Annotated in this window: 17 protein-coding genes; 9 read left to right on the top strand and 8 right to left on the bottom strand. The window is 38.7% G+C overall.

What is annotated here, in order from left to right; genetic code table 11:
* Positions 1-53: 53 nt before the first annotated feature.
* Together K2F45_RS03035 and K2F45_RS03030 are read left to right on the top strand one after the other, a co-directional pair.
* Complete coding sequence (locus K2F45_RS03035) at positions 54-776, top strand: dioxygenase family protein (protein WP_075990909.1); 723 nt, start codon at positions 54-56, stop codon at positions 774-776.
* A 10-nt stretch (positions 777-786) separates the two neighbouring features.
* On the top strand, positions 787-1,473 hold the full coding sequence (locus tag K2F45_RS03030) for a pirin family protein (RefSeq protein WP_157625882.1): 687 nt from the start codon (positions 787-789) through the stop codon (positions 1,471-1,473).
* 186 nt (positions 1,474-1,659) lie between these two features.
* Here the strand turns inward: K2F45_RS03030 and argC are convergent, their stop codons facing one another.
* From argC to K2F45_RS03015, 3 genes are all read right to left on the bottom strand, one after another.
* A complete protein-coding gene (argC, locus tag K2F45_RS03025) occupies positions 1,660-2,673 on the bottom strand; it encodes an N-acetyl-gamma-glutamyl-phosphate reductase (RefSeq protein ID WP_145327158.1) in 1,014 nt (337 codons plus the stop codon).
* Positions 2,674-2,776: 103 nt separating this feature from the next.
* Positions 2,777-3,961 (bottom strand): argininosuccinate synthase, encoded by a 1,185-nt coding sequence (gene argG, locus K2F45_RS03020; RefSeq protein WP_075990906.1) that lies wholly within the window; start codon positions 3,959-3,961, stop codon positions 2,777-2,779.
* A 161-nt stretch (positions 3,962-4,122) separates the two neighbouring features.
* Entirely contained in the window at positions 4,123-4,839 is a 717-nt protein-coding gene (locus tag K2F45_RS03015) for a GNAT family N-acetyltransferase (RefSeq protein ID WP_070561978.1), read from the bottom strand.
* A 575-nt stretch (positions 4,840-5,414) separates the two neighbouring features.
* Between K2F45_RS03015 and K2F45_RS03010 the strand changes: the two genes are divergently transcribed.
* Positions 5,415-5,678: a hypothetical protein gene (locus K2F45_RS03010; protein WP_075990905.1), complete on the top strand. Its 264-nt coding sequence runs from the start codon at positions 5,415-5,417 to the stop codon at positions 5,676-5,678.
* Positions 5,679-5,703: 25 nt separating this feature from the next.
* On the opposite strand, the gene K2F45_RS03005 is transcribed toward K2F45_RS03010, so the two are convergent.
* Positions 5,704-7,809 (bottom strand): S9 family peptidase, encoded by a 2,106-nt coding sequence (locus K2F45_RS03005; protein WP_248932989.1) that lies wholly within the window; start codon positions 7,807-7,809, stop codon positions 5,704-5,706.
* A 324-nt stretch (positions 7,810-8,133) separates the two neighbouring features.
* On the opposite strand from K2F45_RS03005, the gene K2F45_RS03000 reads away from it, so the two are divergent.
* The 6 genes from K2F45_RS03000 (at position 8,134) to K2F45_RS02975 (ending at position 14,126) form a co-directional block, all read left to right on the top strand.
* The gene (locus tag K2F45_RS03000) at positions 8,134-9,759 is read left to right on the top strand and encodes a S8 family serine peptidase (RefSeq protein WP_075990903.1); all 1,626 of its coding nucleotides are present in this window, start codon (positions 8,134-8,136) and stop codon (positions 9,757-9,759) included.
* Positions 9,760-9,839: 80 nt separating this feature from the next.
* Positions 9,840-10,031, top strand: a complete 192-nt coding sequence (locus tag K2F45_RS02995; protein ID WP_145327159.1) for a hypothetical protein — start codon at positions 9,840-9,842, stop codon at positions 10,029-10,031.
* A gap of 165 nt (positions 10,032-10,196) precedes the next feature.
* Positions 10,197-10,874 (top strand): endonuclease III, encoded by a 678-nt coding sequence (gene nth, locus K2F45_RS02990; protein ID WP_075994622.1) that lies wholly within the window; start codon positions 10,197-10,199, stop codon positions 10,872-10,874.
* A gap of 67 nt (positions 10,875-10,941) precedes the next feature.
* Positions 10,942-11,967 carry a recombinase RecA gene (recA, locus tag K2F45_RS02985; protein WP_046674918.1) on the top strand — a complete coding sequence of 342 codons (1,026 nt, stop codon included), beginning with the start codon at positions 10,942-10,944 and terminating at the stop codon, positions 11,965-11,967.
* A gap of 191 nt (positions 11,968-12,158) precedes the next feature.
* A complete protein-coding gene (locus K2F45_RS02980) occupies positions 12,159-12,926 on the top strand; it encodes an endonuclease/exonuclease/phosphatase family protein (RefSeq protein ID WP_075990901.1) in 768 nt (255 codons plus the stop codon).
* Between the two features lie 18 nt (positions 12,927-12,944).
* Complete coding sequence (locus K2F45_RS02975) at positions 12,945-14,126, top strand: metallophosphoesterase family protein (RefSeq protein WP_083663473.1); 1,182 nt, start codon at positions 12,945-12,947, stop codon at positions 14,124-14,126.
* 63 nt (positions 14,127-14,189) lie between these two features.
* On the opposite strand, the gene pruA is transcribed toward K2F45_RS02975, so the two are convergent.
* From pruA to K2F45_RS02955, 4 genes are all read right to left on the bottom strand, one after another.
* A complete protein-coding gene (pruA, locus tag K2F45_RS02970; protein WP_075990900.1) occupies positions 14,190-15,827 on the bottom strand; it encodes an L-glutamate gamma-semialdehyde dehydrogenase in 1,638 nt (545 codons plus the stop codon).
* A 168-nt stretch (positions 15,828-15,995) separates the two neighbouring features.
* Positions 15,996-16,655, bottom strand: a complete 660-nt coding sequence (gene msrA, locus K2F45_RS02965; RefSeq protein WP_075990899.1) for a peptide-methionine (S)-S-oxide reductase MsrA — start codon at positions 16,653-16,655, stop codon at positions 15,996-15,998.
* Positions 16,656-16,810: 155 nt separating this feature from the next.
* Positions 16,811-17,419: a superoxide dismutase gene (locus K2F45_RS02960; RefSeq protein ID WP_075990898.1), complete on the bottom strand. Its 609-nt coding sequence runs from the start codon at positions 17,417-17,419 to the stop codon at positions 16,811-16,813.
* 101 nt (positions 17,420-17,520) lie between these two features.
* Positions 17,521-17,988, bottom strand: coding sequence for a nucleoside deaminase (locus K2F45_RS02955; RefSeq protein WP_075990897.1), 468 nt, complete (start codon positions 17,986-17,988; stop codon positions 17,521-17,523).

Genomic DNA, 17,988 nt, shown 5'->3' with positions numbered 1-17,988 from the left:
TTATTTTACATCTCCGTCTATTACCTTGCTTCCATAAATAAAAAAGAAGAGATATGGAACGCAAAAATTTTATAAAAACCCTATCATTGCTCGCATTTTCAGGGCCAATGGTCTGGGCAGCTTGCAAGAAAGACGATACCACATCAATTACGGATGAGGGCACTGACGTAAATGTCGATTCAAGCTGCAGTGTAACACCTTCGGAAACCGAAGGGCCTTTTCCGACAAAAACACCTTCAAGTTATGTCCGATCAGATATACGCAAAGGTGATGGTATTGGGGCGAATATGCTCGGTTTAATTACCATTGTTAATACAAACAATAGCTGTGCGGCACTAGAAGGAGCTTTAGTGGATATTTGGCATTGTGATGTGGAAGGTAACTATTCCCAATATGGCGGAACACAGATGCAATCCAGCAACTACCAGTCTGTCAATTGGTACCGCGGTAGACAAGTTACGAATGCCAATGGACTTGTTTCTTTCCAAACCATCTTTCCGGGCTGGTATCAAGGTCGAGCAACACATATTCACGTTCATGTATATGATGCTACAGGTAAATCGCTATTAGTGACGCAAATCGCCTTTCAAGATAGTCTGTGTCTTGAAGTCAATAACACAGGTTCTTCTTATGGTTACAAAAAAGGTGTTTCAGGATATACCTATAATGCCAATGACAACGTATTCAGCGATGGTGTTACCAAAGAAATGTCTACGGTCACAGGATCCTTATCTGAAGGTTTCCAAATGAAAATGACGATTCATGTTAATGCTTAACAGCCTGATCATGCAGGATATTAGAATCTATATCGCGGAACAGCGAGGGGAAACATCAATCGGAACACATTTAGTCAGGAGCACACTCAATTATGGCTCCTTTGCTGCTCCTCACCGGGAGGCTATTGGCCGGTTGCAACAAGTCAATAGCTGGCAAGTCGCGCTTCAAGAGACTTTGGAACTCCCGACCAATCAGGATACAGTCTCATTTTTGATTCCTTTGGTTGGGGATCTACTCGTGACGATGGATGGCCAAACCTATACCGTTCCTGTCGGAACAATCTTAGTACACAATTTTGAAAATAATACGGCAATTCACATAAAGGCATCATCCGAAGTTGGGGAGCCTGCGATCTTTCAAGAATTTGTGCTTAATTCGGCAATAAACACTCCTACACTACCTCATATTGCGAATCTTCCACTTTCATCTTCGTTTGAGAAAAACAAGATGTATCCTGTAGGCACCGACTTAGCTACTGATTTTCAGTTCTACTTCGGTGCATTTGCCGGAAAACATGATTTTGAATTACAGATTGGCCAAGACCAAAAAAGCGCATTTGCATTTGCATTAGATGGTAATTTTGAAGTTGAAGAACGTATTCTTTATCCATCTGATGGTCTTTATCTACCAGATTCAAAAAATTTAGACATCGAATGCTTATCGGCAACTGGCCTTTTGGTGGTTTTGTGTTTCTAACGGAATAGATTTAAAAAACGATGATTTCCAAAATAACGACCACGATAAACATAAAAAAGTGAAGGGTCTACCCTTCACTTTTCCACACGATGTTAATAAAATGTTGAAAACCTCATTTCGCTTTTAAGGTGATCCCTCAAGTTACTCACAACTTGTTGATATTGCTGTTTAATATTTTAAAAATGGCTAAAAACCAACGCTTTTCAAGTTTAATCCTGTACGCTCGTCTAAACCGAACATTAAGTTCATATTTTGTACAGCTTGACCAGATGCTCCTTTCAGCAAATTATCGGTCGCATTTAAAATAAGGAGCTTATTTCCGTGCTTTTCGAGGTGGATAATACTTTTATTTGTATTAACGACCTGTTTGAGGTCAATATTTTTAGGACTGACATGTGTAAAAGGGTGAGCGGCATAATAGCTGTCATACAATGCGTAGGCCTGCTCTTCAGACAAATCGGTGTCTACATAAATTGCCGAAAAAATTCCGCGGGCAAAATCGCCACGTTGAGGAACAAAATTAATTTTTGCAGCAGCACGTTCCAACAATGATCCGTCTGACACCGGCAAAAATCCCGCTTGTAGCTGATCCAAGGACTCTGAAATTTCCTGCAAATGCTGGTGTTCAAAAGATTTGTAAGCAGAAAGGTTATTGTTACGCCAGGAGAAATGCGTTGTTGCACCTGGTTTTTGTCCTGCCCCTGTTGATCCAGTCGTTGCATTAACATGGATTTGATCAGGTAATAAGCCTTTACTCGCTAATGGCAATAAAGCCAATTGGATATTTGTTGCAAAGCATCCTGGATTAGCAATATACTGAGCCGTTTTGATTGCCTCTTTGTTTAGTTCCGGAAGCCCATACACGAATTGTTGACCTTGGAAAGCTGTATTCGCACGAAGACGATAATCTTGTGAGAGATCAATAATCTTCACGGATGCATCGATTGGATTTGCATCTAAAAATTTGCGTGCATCACCATGACCAACACATAAGAACAATACATCAATAGCTGAGTGAAAGTCCGAAGAGAAGGTCAATTCAGTATCACCAAATAGATCATTGTGAACTTCATATAACTTATTTCCTGCATTGGAAGCGCTATTAGCAAATACGATTTCCACCTCAGGATGATAAATCAATACACGTAATAATTCACCACCAGTATATCCTGCCGAACCAATTATTCCTACTCTTATCATTTTTTTGAATTTAGAATTTAGGTATGCGTTATCACCTATCATGCCATGTACTTTTTCTTATCAAGTTTACTTTAAGAAAAAAATACATGGCATAAAACACGGTTTATTTTTTATTCACTTTGTGCCAAATGATGGTTTGATTTCCAAAAATTTTGGAGAAACCTTTCACATCGTCACCTGTATAGCCCTTATTCATTTCACCATAGCTGCCGAATTTATTGGACATCAAATCGTGTTCAGACTCGACACCAATGACGACAAAACGGTATGGGTGAAGTTCAACAATCACTCGGCCAGTCACTGTTTCCTGTGAGGATTGCAAGAATGCTTCGATATCACGCATAACGGGATCGTGCATTTGGCCTTCGTGCATATAATTTCCGTAGAAAGCAGCGATTTGATCTTTCCAGGACAATTGCCATTTAGTTAAGGTATGTTTTTCTAAGGCATGATGTGCCTTGATTAAAATGACAGAAGCAGCGGCTTCAAAACCCACACGGCCTTTGATACCAATGATTGTATCACCAACGTGGATATCACGGCCAATACCGTATGGTTGAGCTATTGTCTGTAATTCTTGAATCACTTTAACGGAAGCCATTTTCTCACCATTTAATGCAATAGGCTCTCCTTTTTCAAAATCGATTGTAATTTGTTGCGGCTCTGAAGAAGTCACTGGAGTTGGCCATGCCGACTCTGGTAAGTATTGGTTGGATGTCAATGTTTCTGCTCCACCAACAGAAGTACCCCAAAGACCTTTATTGATGGAGTATTTTGCTTTTTCAGCAGAATACTCTACACCATGCTTATTCAAATATTCTATTTCGGCTTCACGCGACAATTGTAGATCACGGATTGGGGTGATAATTTCCACTCCTGGAATCAGGGTCTGGAAAATCATATCGAAACGTACTTGGTCGTTTCCTGCACCTGTAGATCCATGAGCAACACATTCAGCGCCAATTTTCTTTGCGTAGTTTGCAATTGCGGTTGCTTGGCATACACGCTCAGCAGATACTGACAATGGATAAGTCGCATTTTTTAACACATTGCCAAAAATCAAAAATTTAATAGTTTCGCGGTAATAGTCTGCCGTTTCGTCTATAGCTGTATGTGATTTCACACCTAAAGCATAAGCACGTTCTTCAATATTTTTTAATTCTTCATCCGAAAAACCACCTGTATTTACAACTACGGAATGAACTTCTAAACCTAAATCTTGTGTAAGATAAATACAACAGAATGAAGTATCTAATCCGCCACTAAATGCTAAAACTACTTTTTTCATTAGAATGTTATTTTATGAGTGTTTGTTTTCAACGGCTGATTTAAGCTCGTCTCACTCGGTTTTTTATTATTATGTTGAGAGAACCTTGAACTGATCTTGTTATTATGAACATCTTCAGTTACCTGTTACATCTATTTTCAATATAATCGCTCAGCCTTAGCTTAATATCCTTTTGCGACTTTGTTATGCTTCGGAAAATTGACAGCAATAAATTTATTGGCCGATTTCCAAAACTTCGCCTGTATACGCTTTAGCAGAGACTGTTTTTGTGTAATTCTTTCCAAACGTTCTTTCGCTTCATGCTTGCGCTGGATCTTCTCCCGCAATTCACGTTCTTTCTCTTCGGGATCCCAAAGCATGGCGGTACACATACAGTTTTTACGGTCTTTACTCATCAGGATCTCATAATTCACGCAGCTTTGACAGCCTTTCCAGAATTCATCATCGGAAGTCAATTCGGAATAGGGAACCGGTTCATAGCCCAGTTCTGAATTGATTTTCATCACGGCGAATCCGGTTGTCAAACCAAAGATCTTCGCTTTAGGGTATTTCTCACGTGAAAGCTCAAAGACTCTTTTTTTGATTGCTTTTGCCAAACCGACTTTTCTGAATTCGGGATTGACAATCAAACCTGAGTTAGCGACATAATCACCATGCCCCCAAGTTTCTATATAACAAAAACCTGCCCATCGGCCATCTCTATGTAAAGCAATCACTGCTTTACCTTCATTCATCTTGTTGGCAACGTATTCTGGTTTACGACGCGCAATACCAGTACCACGAGCCTTTGCAGACTCGAACATTTCGTCGCAAATAACCTCTGCATAGTGCGCATGCTCAGGTTTAGCCGGGATAATTAAAAAATCTGATATAGTCATTGACTTACGACCCTAATAATAAAACAACAACTACTGTCGTGTTTTGTTACTAAATAAATTAAAATAATGGATTCAAAACCATCGGACAATCATGGTCTTGCTTGGAAAGATTCACTACCTCAAATCAAGCCCGAGGTAGTATAGGTCGTCGGAGGCGTAAAACAGGTATTTCTACAAAAATGAAAGCACAAAAGACCTTCTTCATAAACTTCTCAAAAGTTTGAATATAAGAATAATCGTTCTTTTTGTTCTGTTTCATTTTTTTATGCTCTGTCAATTGTTTCTGACGATGCAAATGTATAAAAATATTTTTTTCTTTTCCACAATATTCTCATTGATTTTTTGCAAAAATTAAAAATTTACAATCCACCGTCAAAACCTTCCTGTAAGCTTCATTTTCAAGCAATTAATCCACAACAAGTCGGCAATAGAACCATCACATTAGCGATATTAATTTGACAATAAAACGGATAAAGGTTTAAGGCTTTATCAATTGAAATTGTTGTTTTTTCTATCGGTTCGTTATTTTTAGTCAAAAACGATACTTTTGTAGGGATCATTTAATGGAGAATAGTATGTCACCGAGTTTAATTTTCTATATTATTTTTGCCGTCCCTTACATTATCTTTATGTATTGGCTCGTCAAACAGGACAAACATAAATATGCCTGGGGAATAGCAATCATTACTATTGTTGCCCTATTAGCGATCTACGTATCGCAGAAAGCCAGTAAAGTGGCCATGGACAATTATCAACAGCATCAGATCGACTCTAGAGAGATCGAGCGGGAAGAGCGTTTACAAAAACAACAGGATAGCATTAATCATGCTCAACAATAAAAAAGCGGCATTAGCCGCTTTTTTATTATTCATTTGTATAAATTGGAATAATCCCTTCCAATTTAAAGAGAAAAGCATATTCCAATGCAATTTCCTTTAAATAGTCAAATCGACCCGATGCCCCACCATGACCATAATCCATATCTGTTTTTAACAGTAAAACCGCATCTCCTATTTTAGTAGCTCTCAGTTTTGCTACCCATTTTGCTGGTTCAAAATACTGCACCTGACTATCGTGCAGCCCGGTTGTGACCAATAAATTAGGGTATTCTTTTGCTTCAATGTTTTCATATGGAGAATAGGCCTTCATATAATAATAGGCTTCCTTCTCATTGGGGTTACCCCATTCATCATACTCATTTGTAGTCAACGGTATTGTATCATCCAACATGGTATTCACCACATCTACAAATGGTACCTGAGCTATTATGCCATGATATTGCTCAGGCGCAATATTAGCGATTACACCCATCAGCAAACCTCCGGCACTTCCCCCTTGCGCATAGAGATGTTCGGGCATACAATAATGTTGATCAATCAGGTATTTACCACAATCCACAAAATCATAAAAGGTATTCATCTTGTGCATCATTTTTCCATCTTCATACCATTGGCGCCCCATTTCCTCACCGCCTCTGATATGTGCCAAGGCATAGATAAATCCACGATCCAACAGACTTAGTCGATTGCTCGAAAAAGTGGGATCCATCGACGCACCATAAGATCCGTAGGCATATTGCAATAATGGAGCTGAACCATCAAGTTTGGTTCCCTTTTTATAAACAATAGAGATGGGCACTTGAACACCATCTCTTGCTGTTGCAAAAACACGTTCGGTGATATACGCGGTTTGGTCATACCCTCCCAAAATCTCCTGTTGCTTTAACAATATTTTCTTCTGCTTAGCCATATCATATTCATAGACTGAGCTTGGTGTCACTAAAGAAGTATAGCCATATCGTAACTTATCACTGTTGTATTCAACATTAATACCCGGGTATACCGTATAGGCAACTTCTCCGAAATCCAAATAGTGCTGATGCTGACTCTTTAAATTATAAATTGCCAATTGGGTCAATCCATTTTTCCTTTCAGCAATCGCCAGAAAATCCTTAAACTCTTCAATATCGCTGACCAATACATCCGGTCGATGGTCTATGAATGGCTGCCAGTGGCTGCGATCTGTACGATCTAAGGGACATTGCATGATTCGGAAATTAATAGCTCCATCATTGGTAAGTATTAAGAACCGATCTTCCAATGCAACAACCGAATAGAGAACATCCTGTATCCTAGGCTGAAAAATACGAAATTCCGATTGCGGTGAGTCAGCATTTAATAACCAAATTTCTGAGGATAATGTCCCTTCAGAATTGATCATAACATATTTTCCATTTTTGGATTTACCAACTCCGATATAATTTGTGTTATCTTTTTCTTCATACACAAGCACATCTGCTGCAGGATCGCCCCCCAGTGTATGCCGCATAATCTTTTCACTAAGCAAGGTAACAGGATTCTTGGCCGTATAGAACAAGGTTCGATTATCATTTCCCCAAATAGCGGCTCCCTCTGTATTCTTTATCTGGTCGGGATAGATTTCTCCGGTCTCGATATTTTTGATAAATATGGTATATTCTCTCCGAGAGACAGTATCCACACTAAAGGCTAGCAAACGATTATCCGGACTCACAGAAAATCCTTTTGCCGTATAATATGCATGCCCTTCGGCAAGCTGATCTACATCCAACAGCACTTCCTCTTCGCATTCCAGTGTCCCCTTTTTCCGACAGAATTTAAAATATTGTTTTCCCTCTTCCGTCCGGCTATAATAAAAGTAGCCATTTTTGTAATAAGGCACAGACTCGTCCTTTTCCTTAATCCGGGATTTCAATTCATGAAAAAGACTTTCCTGTAAATCTTCGGTATCTTGAAGCATTAAATTGGTATAATTGTTTTCCTCTTCCAGGTAGTCAATAACTTCTTGCGATTTTTCTCCTTTTTTAAAGTAATCAATCATCCAGTAATAATCATCTTGCACAGTATCATCATGTATCTTTCTGACATGAGGGTAAATTGCTGCCACTGGGGCCATCACATTAGGCCAAACTATTTTCTTATTTTGTTGCATTCGTTTTCTTATATGCTACTCAATATACATACTTTCTTATTCTGCTACCTGGATCAATCAACTAACACAGGAAACTCCTTGAAATGGTTTGAATTTAAGATATTTCGTCAACAATTTGCTAAGAGATATGGATTATAAATACTTTTAATAAAAATTAACAGTTCAGAAGAGGCATTAGCATTATCTTTGCTATTCTGCTATAGGCAGGAATATGCGAGCTTACACGCTCATGAAGAAAATTTAAATAAACAGGAGAGAATAATCAGGTGGAACGCGTTCTTTGATACAAATGAAAGCGGAACACCTATCAAGAATTTTGTACATATGAATTTAAGAAAATCACTATATCTACTTACTTTGGGCGCATTGCCCCTTATCTCTTTCGGACAATCCGATACCATTCCAGCAAATTGGTTCAATTTGGATTATAAAACAGATGGGGTCATGGGAATCAGTACCGAAAAAACGTATAAAACTTTATTGAAAGGAAGAAAATCCACTCCAGTCATTGTTGGGGTATTGGATGGAGGTGTTGATGTTTATCACGAGGATCTCAAAGATGTTGTATGGATCAATGTGAAGGATAGTCTTGCAAACGGTATAGATAATGATGGCAATGGTTATATCAATGATAAATATGGCTGGAATTTTATTGGAAACGCCGATGGAAAGGATGTTCAGTTCGATAACCTAGAATTGACAAGACAGCTTAGGGTTCTGGACAAAAAGTTTGCAAACATCACAGCAGCAACAGAACTCAATGAAACTGATCGAAAAGCTTTCGCTAGTTATCAAAAGATGCTTGCCAAATATAAAAACAAGCTAGAAGAAGCTAAGATGGGCCAATTTTCCTACGATGCGCTCAAACGCAACATAGACGCTGTGGTACGTGAAATAGGTAAAAAGCCCGAAGATATCACACAGGAGGATATAGACAATTTCAAAGCAACCACAAACACGCAACGTATCGCACTTGGCTATGCAAAGGATGAAATCAACAACGGCGGCTTCGCCAAATTTTTTGATGATATCACCGAAGGTGCAAAATATTTCAACAATCAAGTTGATTATCATTTAAACAAAGCATACGATTCTCGACCTATTGTTGGAGATAATTATGAAGATGCTTCAGAGCGATACTACGGAAATGCAGATGTAAAAGGACCGGACGCATTACATGGTAGCCATGTCGCTGGAATCATTGGTGCAAAACGTAATAATAATGTTGGTATCAACGGCGTAGCGGACAATGTTAAAATACTCACAGTTAGACTTGTCCCTGATGGTGATGAGCGTGATAAAGACGTCGCAAATGCCATTCGTTATGCAGCAGACAATGGCGCTAAAGTACTTAACATGAGCTTTGGAAAAAGTTATGCCTATAATAAACAGGCCGTAGACGATGCCATCAAATATGCTGAATCCAAAGATGTCCTGATGGTACATGCCGCAGGGAATGACAGTGAAGATAACGATATAGAGCCTAATTTTCCGATGAAGTATTATACGGATGTAAAAGGTGATACAACCGGGATTGCTAATGCTTGGATCACAGTGGGTGCAACCGGCCTTTATTTGGACAATGAACTATTAGCCGATTTTTCCAATTATGGTAAAAAAACTGTCGATGTTTTCGCGCCTGGCGTCCACATCAACTCAACGGTACCAGATTCCAAGTATAAAGAAGAACAGGGCACAAGTATGGCTGCTCCCGTTGTCGCTGGTCTGGCCGCCATGATTCGTTCTTATTACCCTAATTTGAGCGCTGTGGAAACGAAACAAATTATTATGGAATCGGTAGAAAAGCCGAATCAACTGGTACAGGTAAAAGTTGGTGAAGATGCCAGCAAAACGGTTCGATTAGCAGACATTTCGGTCACTGGAGGAATCGTTAATGCATATAACGCTATCATAAAAGCGGAGGAATATACTAACAGAAAGAAAAAATAAATATTTTCTCGTTTTTTATACCAAAACTATCATTTGTCCGTTTAATTAATTAACTTACAGAAACAAAACAACAGATGCTTATGGTAGAAAACTTTACCCAATCAGAAAACGAAGTTCAAAATTTGCTAACCCAAAACGAAAAGGTAATGACAGACGAGGACATAGAAAATGAATTGAAACTTCAATTACCAAAAATGTTGCTTCATCCAAGCAGAAGATGTGTTGAGAATATCCTTGCATATTCTAAACAACTAGAAAAAAGAAAGGCCTAATCTGGAGATTAGGCCTTTCTTTTTCACCTTACGACATCCATGATCAGCTATAGTGTAAAACTGCTGTGACTCGCCTTACCTTCCACAAACTAAAATCAGATTATTCTCCTTCTACTAGGTTTCAAAATTTCTTTTTTGATGGAAATTTTGGCTAGTTTTGAACCGATGTTAAAACAAGAACGATACAAGGCTTTCGTAGATTATTTCTCCAAAAATAGTCCTGACGCACAGACAGAACTCAACTATAGTAATCCCTTTGAATTACTGGTTGCCGTTATTTTATCTGCACAGTGTACAGATAAAAGGATCAACCAAGTCACGCCCAAGTTGTTTGCACGCTACCCAGATGCACACAGCTTGGCAGCTTCCAGCGTAGACGAGGTGTTTAGCTATATACGATCTGTAAGCTATCCGAATAACAAGGCCAAACACCTTGTGGGGATGGCTCAGCTACTGATTGAAAAGTTCGACAATATTGTACCCGAAAAAATTGAGGATCTTGTGAAACTTCCAGGTGTAGGTCGAAAAACAGCTAATGTCATTTCCTCTGTTGTTTATCATAATCCCGCTATGGCCGTAGATACCCATGTTTTTCGTGTTGCAAACCGTCTTGGGCTAACTTATCGTGCAACAACACCATTAGCTGTGGAAAAACAATTGGTAAAAAATCTACCTAAAGACACGATTGCCATTGCCCATCATTGGCTTATCTTACACGGGCGTTATATATGCCTGGCCCGAAAACCACTGTGTGAGAAATGCCCTATCACTTATATGTGCAAATACTTTGAAAAAAATCACCATATAAAAAGTGTCTCAGCTATACCAGAGACAAAAAACTAATTTTTTTAGTGAAAATATTTGGTTTATGATTTTTAATTTTTAATTTTGAGAAATATATACTAAAAATATGAGCAACACAGATAAACTAAAAGCTTTACAGCTGACGTTAGATAAATTGGAAAAGAACTTTGGAAAAGGTTCAATTATGAAATTAGGTGATACTGCTGTTGAGCCGATCGAAGCTATTTCTACAGGATCTCTAGGCTTGGATATCGCCTTAGGAATTGGCGGTGTACCAAAAGGCCGTATCATTGAAATATATGGACCTGAATCTTCAGGTAAAACTACCTTAGCAACTCACATTGTTGCCGAAGCACAAAAAAAAGGCGGTATTGCAGCAATCATTGATGCTGAGCATGCTTTTGATAAATATTACGCTCAAAAATTAGGCGTAGATGTAGAAAATTTATTGATTTCTCAACCAGATAATGGTGAGCAAGGTTTAGAAATTGCTGATAACCTAATCCGTTCTGGTGCAATCGACGTTATTGTTATTGACTCCGTTGCCGCTTTGGTGCCAAAAGGTGAGATCGAAGGCGAAATGGGTGATTCTAAAATGGGGCTTCAAGCTCGTTTGATGTCACAAGCTTTACGTAAGTTGACAGGTACAATTTCAAAAACAAACTGTTGTTGTATTTTCATCAACCAATTGCGTGAAAAAATTGGTGTGATGTTTGGCAACCCAGAAACAACAACTGGTGGTAATGCATTAAAATTCTACGCTTCTGTACGTTTAGATATCCGTCGCACATCACAAATCAAAGATTCTGATGAAGTATCGGGTAACCGCGTAAAAGTGAAGATTGTAAAAAATAAAGTTGCACCTCCGTTCCGCATAGCGGAATTTGATATCATCTTTGGTGAAGGTATCTCTAAAGTAGGTGAAATCATTGATCTAGGTGTTGAATATGGTATTATTAAAAAAGCAGGCTCTTGGTTTAGCTATGGTGAGACCAAATTAGGACAAGGTCGAGATGCTGTTAAAGCCTTATTATTCGACAATCCGGATTTAATGGACGAACTTGAAGCTAAAATCCGAGCTGAAGTGACAGGAGAAGATCCAATGCTTAACATCGAGGAAAACGAAGACTAGTTGCTGTAAAAATTAGTATAATGTAGGTAGCCATCCTGTTTAGGATGGCTATTTTTTTTGCGAAAATTCAAGTGCTTAGATGATTATTTTGTTACATGTCCAAAGTTTTCAATTTGTACTAATAGATTTTATTAATTTTAGCAGGTCGAGCCAAAAACGCCTGACATCCAATGCTAAACTTAATATAAACAATGAATCGTAAACTAATTCTATTTCTTTTAATACTGCTAGGCTCAGTATTTCATCTACATGCACAAACGATACGCATACTCTCCTTTAATATCCACCACGGAAACCCACCCACCGAAAAAGAATCAGTTGTCAACCTTGACACAATTGCCAAAATTATTAAAAATTCAAAAGCTGACCTCGTAGGTCTTCAGGAAATCGATGTCAATCTCGGTAGATCATACTTTGAAAATCAAGCCAAAAAATTAGCCGAATTAACAGGCATGCACTATATCTTTTCCAAAGGGATAGACCTGGATAAAGGTGAATATGGTACCGCCATCTTATCAAAAAATCCAATTGAACGTGTAGAGAAACACTTTCTACCTTCCCCTGTGCAAAGCGAAACACGTAGTTTATCTGTAATAGAAGTCACGATACACAAAAGGAAAATCTTATTTGCAAATACACACCTTGACCTGAAAGACAAAAACAAAATCGAACAGGCAAAATTCATCACCAAGCGTTTCAAAAACGAAAAGTTACCCACTATCCTTGTCGGTGATTTAAACTCAGAACCCAATGATCCAGCGATTACTGAACTTAGCAAAATATTCACAAAAAGCAGCATTGCTAACGGATTTACGTTTCCTCAAGATAAACCCACTACTGAAATCGACTATATCATGATCAATACACCATCTGCCGCAAAGTTCTCCAACCACCGTATTCTGAACGAACAATATGCGAGTGATCATCGGCCATTATATGTCGAGATAAACATTAAATAACCACTTGTGATCTTAAATATGAATTTTAACAGAAGAAGATTCTTAGAATCCCTGGCTCTGGCCGGGATTACATTACCTAATATAAGCGTCGCGCAAGAAAAAGACGCAAATGAGGCAGAAAGCGAGTTCAGTTTTGTCGTACCTGCCTATCTACAAAATCAAACCGAAACAGGAATCAGTATTTTTACGATTTTGAGCAAAGATGCCTTTGCTTGGCTCGAGATACTGGACAATGGAGGGAATGTCCAAAAAAAGATCTACCAATCCGAAGATGGGATGATCAATGCCAATACTGATTTTTTTCATTTTACAATTGAAGACGCACCGCGTTCATTTCGTTATCGCATCAAAGCGAAGGAAGTGCAAAAATTCGATCCTTATAAAATCGTATACGGCCAAGAAATAGAAACCCCTATTTTCGAGGCCAAATTAGCCAAGAACAATCAAGAACAGATTCGCTGTCTTGTCTATAACGATGTACATGAGGAAAAAAGCAGTTATCGTGACCTTATTCCGCATCAGGATATTTCACCCTACGATTTTTTTGTACTGAATGGTGATTCCTTTCATTATGTCACCAATCAGCAAGATATTACGGAGAAACTACTAAAGCCAATTGAATTTTTTGCGACAGGAAAACCATTCATTATGAATCGGGGAAACCATGAGACAAGGGGATCCTTCGCACGTAATTTCAAAAGATATTTTGGTTATCCTGACAACAAGTATTACCAAGCCTTTAAAAGAGGTCCTATTTTTTGGATCATGCTGGACAGTGGCGAAGACAAGCCTGACAATCATGAGGTATACGCCGGAACAGTCGATTATGATAACTACAGAAAAGAACAGGCTCAATGGCTGGAAAAGGTTCTACAATCCAAGGAAAGAAAGAGTGCACAGCACACTGTTGTCATTAGCCATATACCGATTTTTCATTCGGATGACTGGCATGGTACCTTGAATAACAGAGCATGTTTCCATCCCTTGTTTCAGAAATATAAAATTGATGCCATGATCTCTGGTCATACACATCAATATGGCTACTACCCTGCAGATAAAGACCACAATTATCCTGTATTTATAGGGGGAGGTCCAAAAGTTGGGAAAAGAACTATCATCGATGTAGCCGGGAACAACAAGTCATTGAACATACGGATGACTAGAGACGATGGCACAGAACTGGGATTATTTAAGAAATAGAAAAGGGCGCTTAATAAGCGCCCTTTTCTATTTTGATTGAAGAAAGCTGCTATGCGAGCTTCCTTATTCTCCCTTTTCCAAGAAAGGGTATCTATAATCTGTATCTGGATTAAATGTTTCTTTGATTGTACGAGGAGACACCCAACGAAGCAAATTGATCATTGATCCCGCTTTGTCGTTTGTACCCGAGCCTCTAGCACCACCAAACGGTTGTTGACCTACGACAGCACCTGTACACTTATCATTCACGTAGAAGTTACCAGCGGCATGTCTTAATTTATCTGTTGCTAAATTAATGGCATAGCGATCTTGCGCAATGATTGATCCAGTCAAGGCATAAATAGATGTTGTATCAACAATATCTAAGGTTTCTTCAAACTTAGCATCCTCGTAAACATATACGGTCAAGACAGGTCCAAACAATTCCTCAACCATTGTCTCGTAATCCGGTTTTGAAGCCTCAATGATTGTTGGATGAATGAAATATCCTTTAGATTTATCGTATGTACCACCAACTACAATTTCTGCGTCATTAGATTCTTTAGCTCTGTCGATATACTTCGCTAATTTATCAAATGACTTCTCATCAATTACAGCATTGAAAAAGTTTGTAAAATCTTCTGTTCCACCGATTGTAAAAGATTTTACGTCAGTCGTCATAGATTCTTTCAATGCAGGCCACAAGGATTTAGGAATGTATGCACGCGATGCCGCAGAACATTTTTGACCTTGGTATTCGAAAGCACCACGAACCAAAGCTGTATTTGCAGCTTTTAAATCGGCCGAAGGGTGTACAACGATAAAATCCTTACCACCAGTCTCACCGACGATACGTGGATACGTTTTATAACGGTGGATATTGTTACCGATCGTCTTCCAGATATCCTGAAATACTCCTGTTGAACCAGTGAAGTGGATACCTGCGAAATCTGGGTGTTGGAAAATTACGTCACCTGCATCAGGACCTGAAACATACACCAAGTTGATTACACCATCGGGAAGACCCGCTTCACGGAAAATTTTCATCAATACATTTGCTGAATAAATTTGGGTATTGGATGGTTTCCATACCACAACATTACCCATCATTGCAACACAGGAAGGTAGATTACCCGCAATAGCTGTAAAATTGAATGGAGTCAATGCAAATACAAAACCTTCAAGAGGACGTTGTTCTACACGGTTCCAAACACCTTTACCCGATATAGGGGGTTGTTGTTTATAGATTTCGCTCATGTATTGTACATTGAAACGCAAGAAATCCACAATCTCACATGCCGAATCAATTTCTGCCTGATATGGGTTTTTCGATTGCCCCAACATCGTAGCAGCATTCAATTCATAACGGTATTTTCCCGAAATCAATTCAGCAGCTTTTAAGAATATCGCAGCACGATCTTCCCAAGTAAGGTTTTCCCAATCCTTTTTTGCCGCTAAAGCTGCATTGATTGCATCTGTTACGTGAGATTTATCGCCTTGATTGTATTGACCTAAAATATGTTGGTGGTCATGTGGAGGAGCTAGGTTTACTTTTTTAGAAGTAGTGATTTCTTTACCACCAATATACATTGGGATATCGATTTGTTTCGAACGTGCCTCATCAATTGCTGCTTTCAACAATTTACGTTCTTTCGTTCCGACAGCGTATGTGTACACCGGTTCATTGGTAGGAACAGGAACTGTAAAAAATCCTTTAGACATATTACAATTATTAATTATTCATCCAAAAAATACTATTTAGGAATCATGAAGCGATCAAGTTCGTTCATTCCATTATTTGCATCAGAAACCATGGTTTCAACTTGTTAGCATGACACTAAATAGCGTTAATAGAAGTAAAATTACCTCAAATTTTATGAATACCCAAAGTTACTGTCCCTCTTTGAGCACCTTGGAAAAGATACGTTTAAATTTTTCCAATTTCGGTTTAATCACCAATTGGCAGTATGGCTCTTTTCCATTTAATCTATAATAATCTTGATGATAGTCTTCTGCCGGATAAAATACTGTTGCCGGAACTACTTCTGTTACAATAGGTTTATTGAAAACATGCTCCTTCTCTAACGCCGAAAGATAATATTGCGTCTTATCAAGCTGCTCTTTATTGTGCACAAAAATAGCTGAACGATATTGGGTGCCAACATCATTCCCTTGACGATTGAGCTCCGTTGGATCGTGCGCTACAAAAAAGGCCTCCAATAGTTTGTCGTAGCTGATCACTTTTGGATCAAAAATAATATTGGTTGCTTCCGCGTGCCCTGTACTTCCGGTACAAACCTGTGCATAACTTGGATTTGCTACCCATCCGCCAGTATATCCTGAAATAACATGTACAACACCCTTTAACTCTTTAAATTGTGCCTCAGTACACCAAAAACATCCTGCAGCAAATGTTGCGGTATCCAAACTCGCCGTATTTTTTTCAGGCAATTTGGTGAAATCAGGTTTCTTTACCCGAAGCCCTTGCTGCTGCCCCTGGCAGGAGTTCAATACAAAAAGTGCTGTTAAAAGTATCAGAATATTTCTCATAAATAATTACCCTTCTTCTTTCCGTTTATCTTCCCTGAACTATTGGAGTTAAATTCATGCCCTATAAACAAATACCCACTAGATTTTGTTTATAAAATAGAAAAGCGACAATAAATTATTATTGTCGCTTTTCTATTGCGCTATCAAATGATCAATTATTTTGCTGCAGCATAATTTTCAGCTACGGCATCCCAATTGATAACATTAAAAATTTCTTCTAAATACGCCGGACGTTTATTTTGGAATTTCAAGTAATAAGCGTGCTCCCAAACGTCGATACCTAAAATAGGAGTTCCTTTTACTTCAGCAACATCCATCAATGGATTGTCTTGGTTTGGTGTAGAAGTTACGGCCAATTTACCATCAGCACCAACGATTAACCAAGCCCATCCTGAGCCAAAACGAGTTGCACCAGCAGCTTGAAGTTGTTTTTTCAACTCATCAAATGAACCAAATGTAGCATTGATTGCTTCGGCTAATTCACCTGTTGGAGCTCCACCTGCATTTGGGCCTAAAACCTTCCAAAACAAAGAGTGGTTATAGTGACCACCACCATTGTTACGTACTGCTGCGCTGTATTTACTTACATTTTTAACAATATCCAATAGGGATAAGTTTTCTGCGTCTGTTCCTGCGATTGCTTTATTTAAGTTATCCACATATGCCTGATGGTGTCTGTCGTGGTGGATTTCCATTGTAGTTTTGTCAATATGTGGTTCCAATGCGTCGGCTGCGTATGGTAACGCTTCTAATTCAAATGCCATATCTATTTTAATTTAAATGTTTATTACTTCGTTTATACATACAAATATAACACAATATACACCGTTATGTTTTTATGTGTTACAATAAATCCAATATTTCTCTACCGTTTTTGACGAAAAAATGATTTTACCAAATCCGCACATTCGTCCTGCAAAACGCCATGTGTAATGACAGTTTTGGGGTGTAATATTTTATCGTGAAAATGAGAATAGCCACGTTTTTCATCTTTGGCTCCATAGACTATTTTACCAATATGTGTCCAATAGGCTGCACCGGCACACATAATACAAGGCTCAATAGTAACATATAATGTACATTCATCCAGGTATTTGCCCCCAAGGTAATTTGCTGCTGCTGTAAAAGCCTGCATCTCCGCGTGAGCTGTTACATCATTCAATCGCTGCGTCAAATTATGACCTTTCCCTATAACACGTCCTCGATGAACAATAACCGCTCCAATCGGCACCTCTCCCTCTTCGTAAGCGACCTTAGCTTCATTCAATGCCATACGCATGAACGACTCGTCACTATCGATGAGTTGTGTTCCTTCAAAATCTATAAATGTCAT

It is taken from the genome of Sphingobacterium siyangense (genome assembly GCF_023277505.1).
GTDB lineage: Bacteria > Bacteroidota > Bacteroidia > Sphingobacteriales > Sphingobacteriaceae > Sphingobacterium > Sphingobacterium siyangense.
The sequence above is the reverse complement of the archived record's forward strand: the minus strand, read 5'-3'. Positions and strand labels throughout refer to the sequence as shown.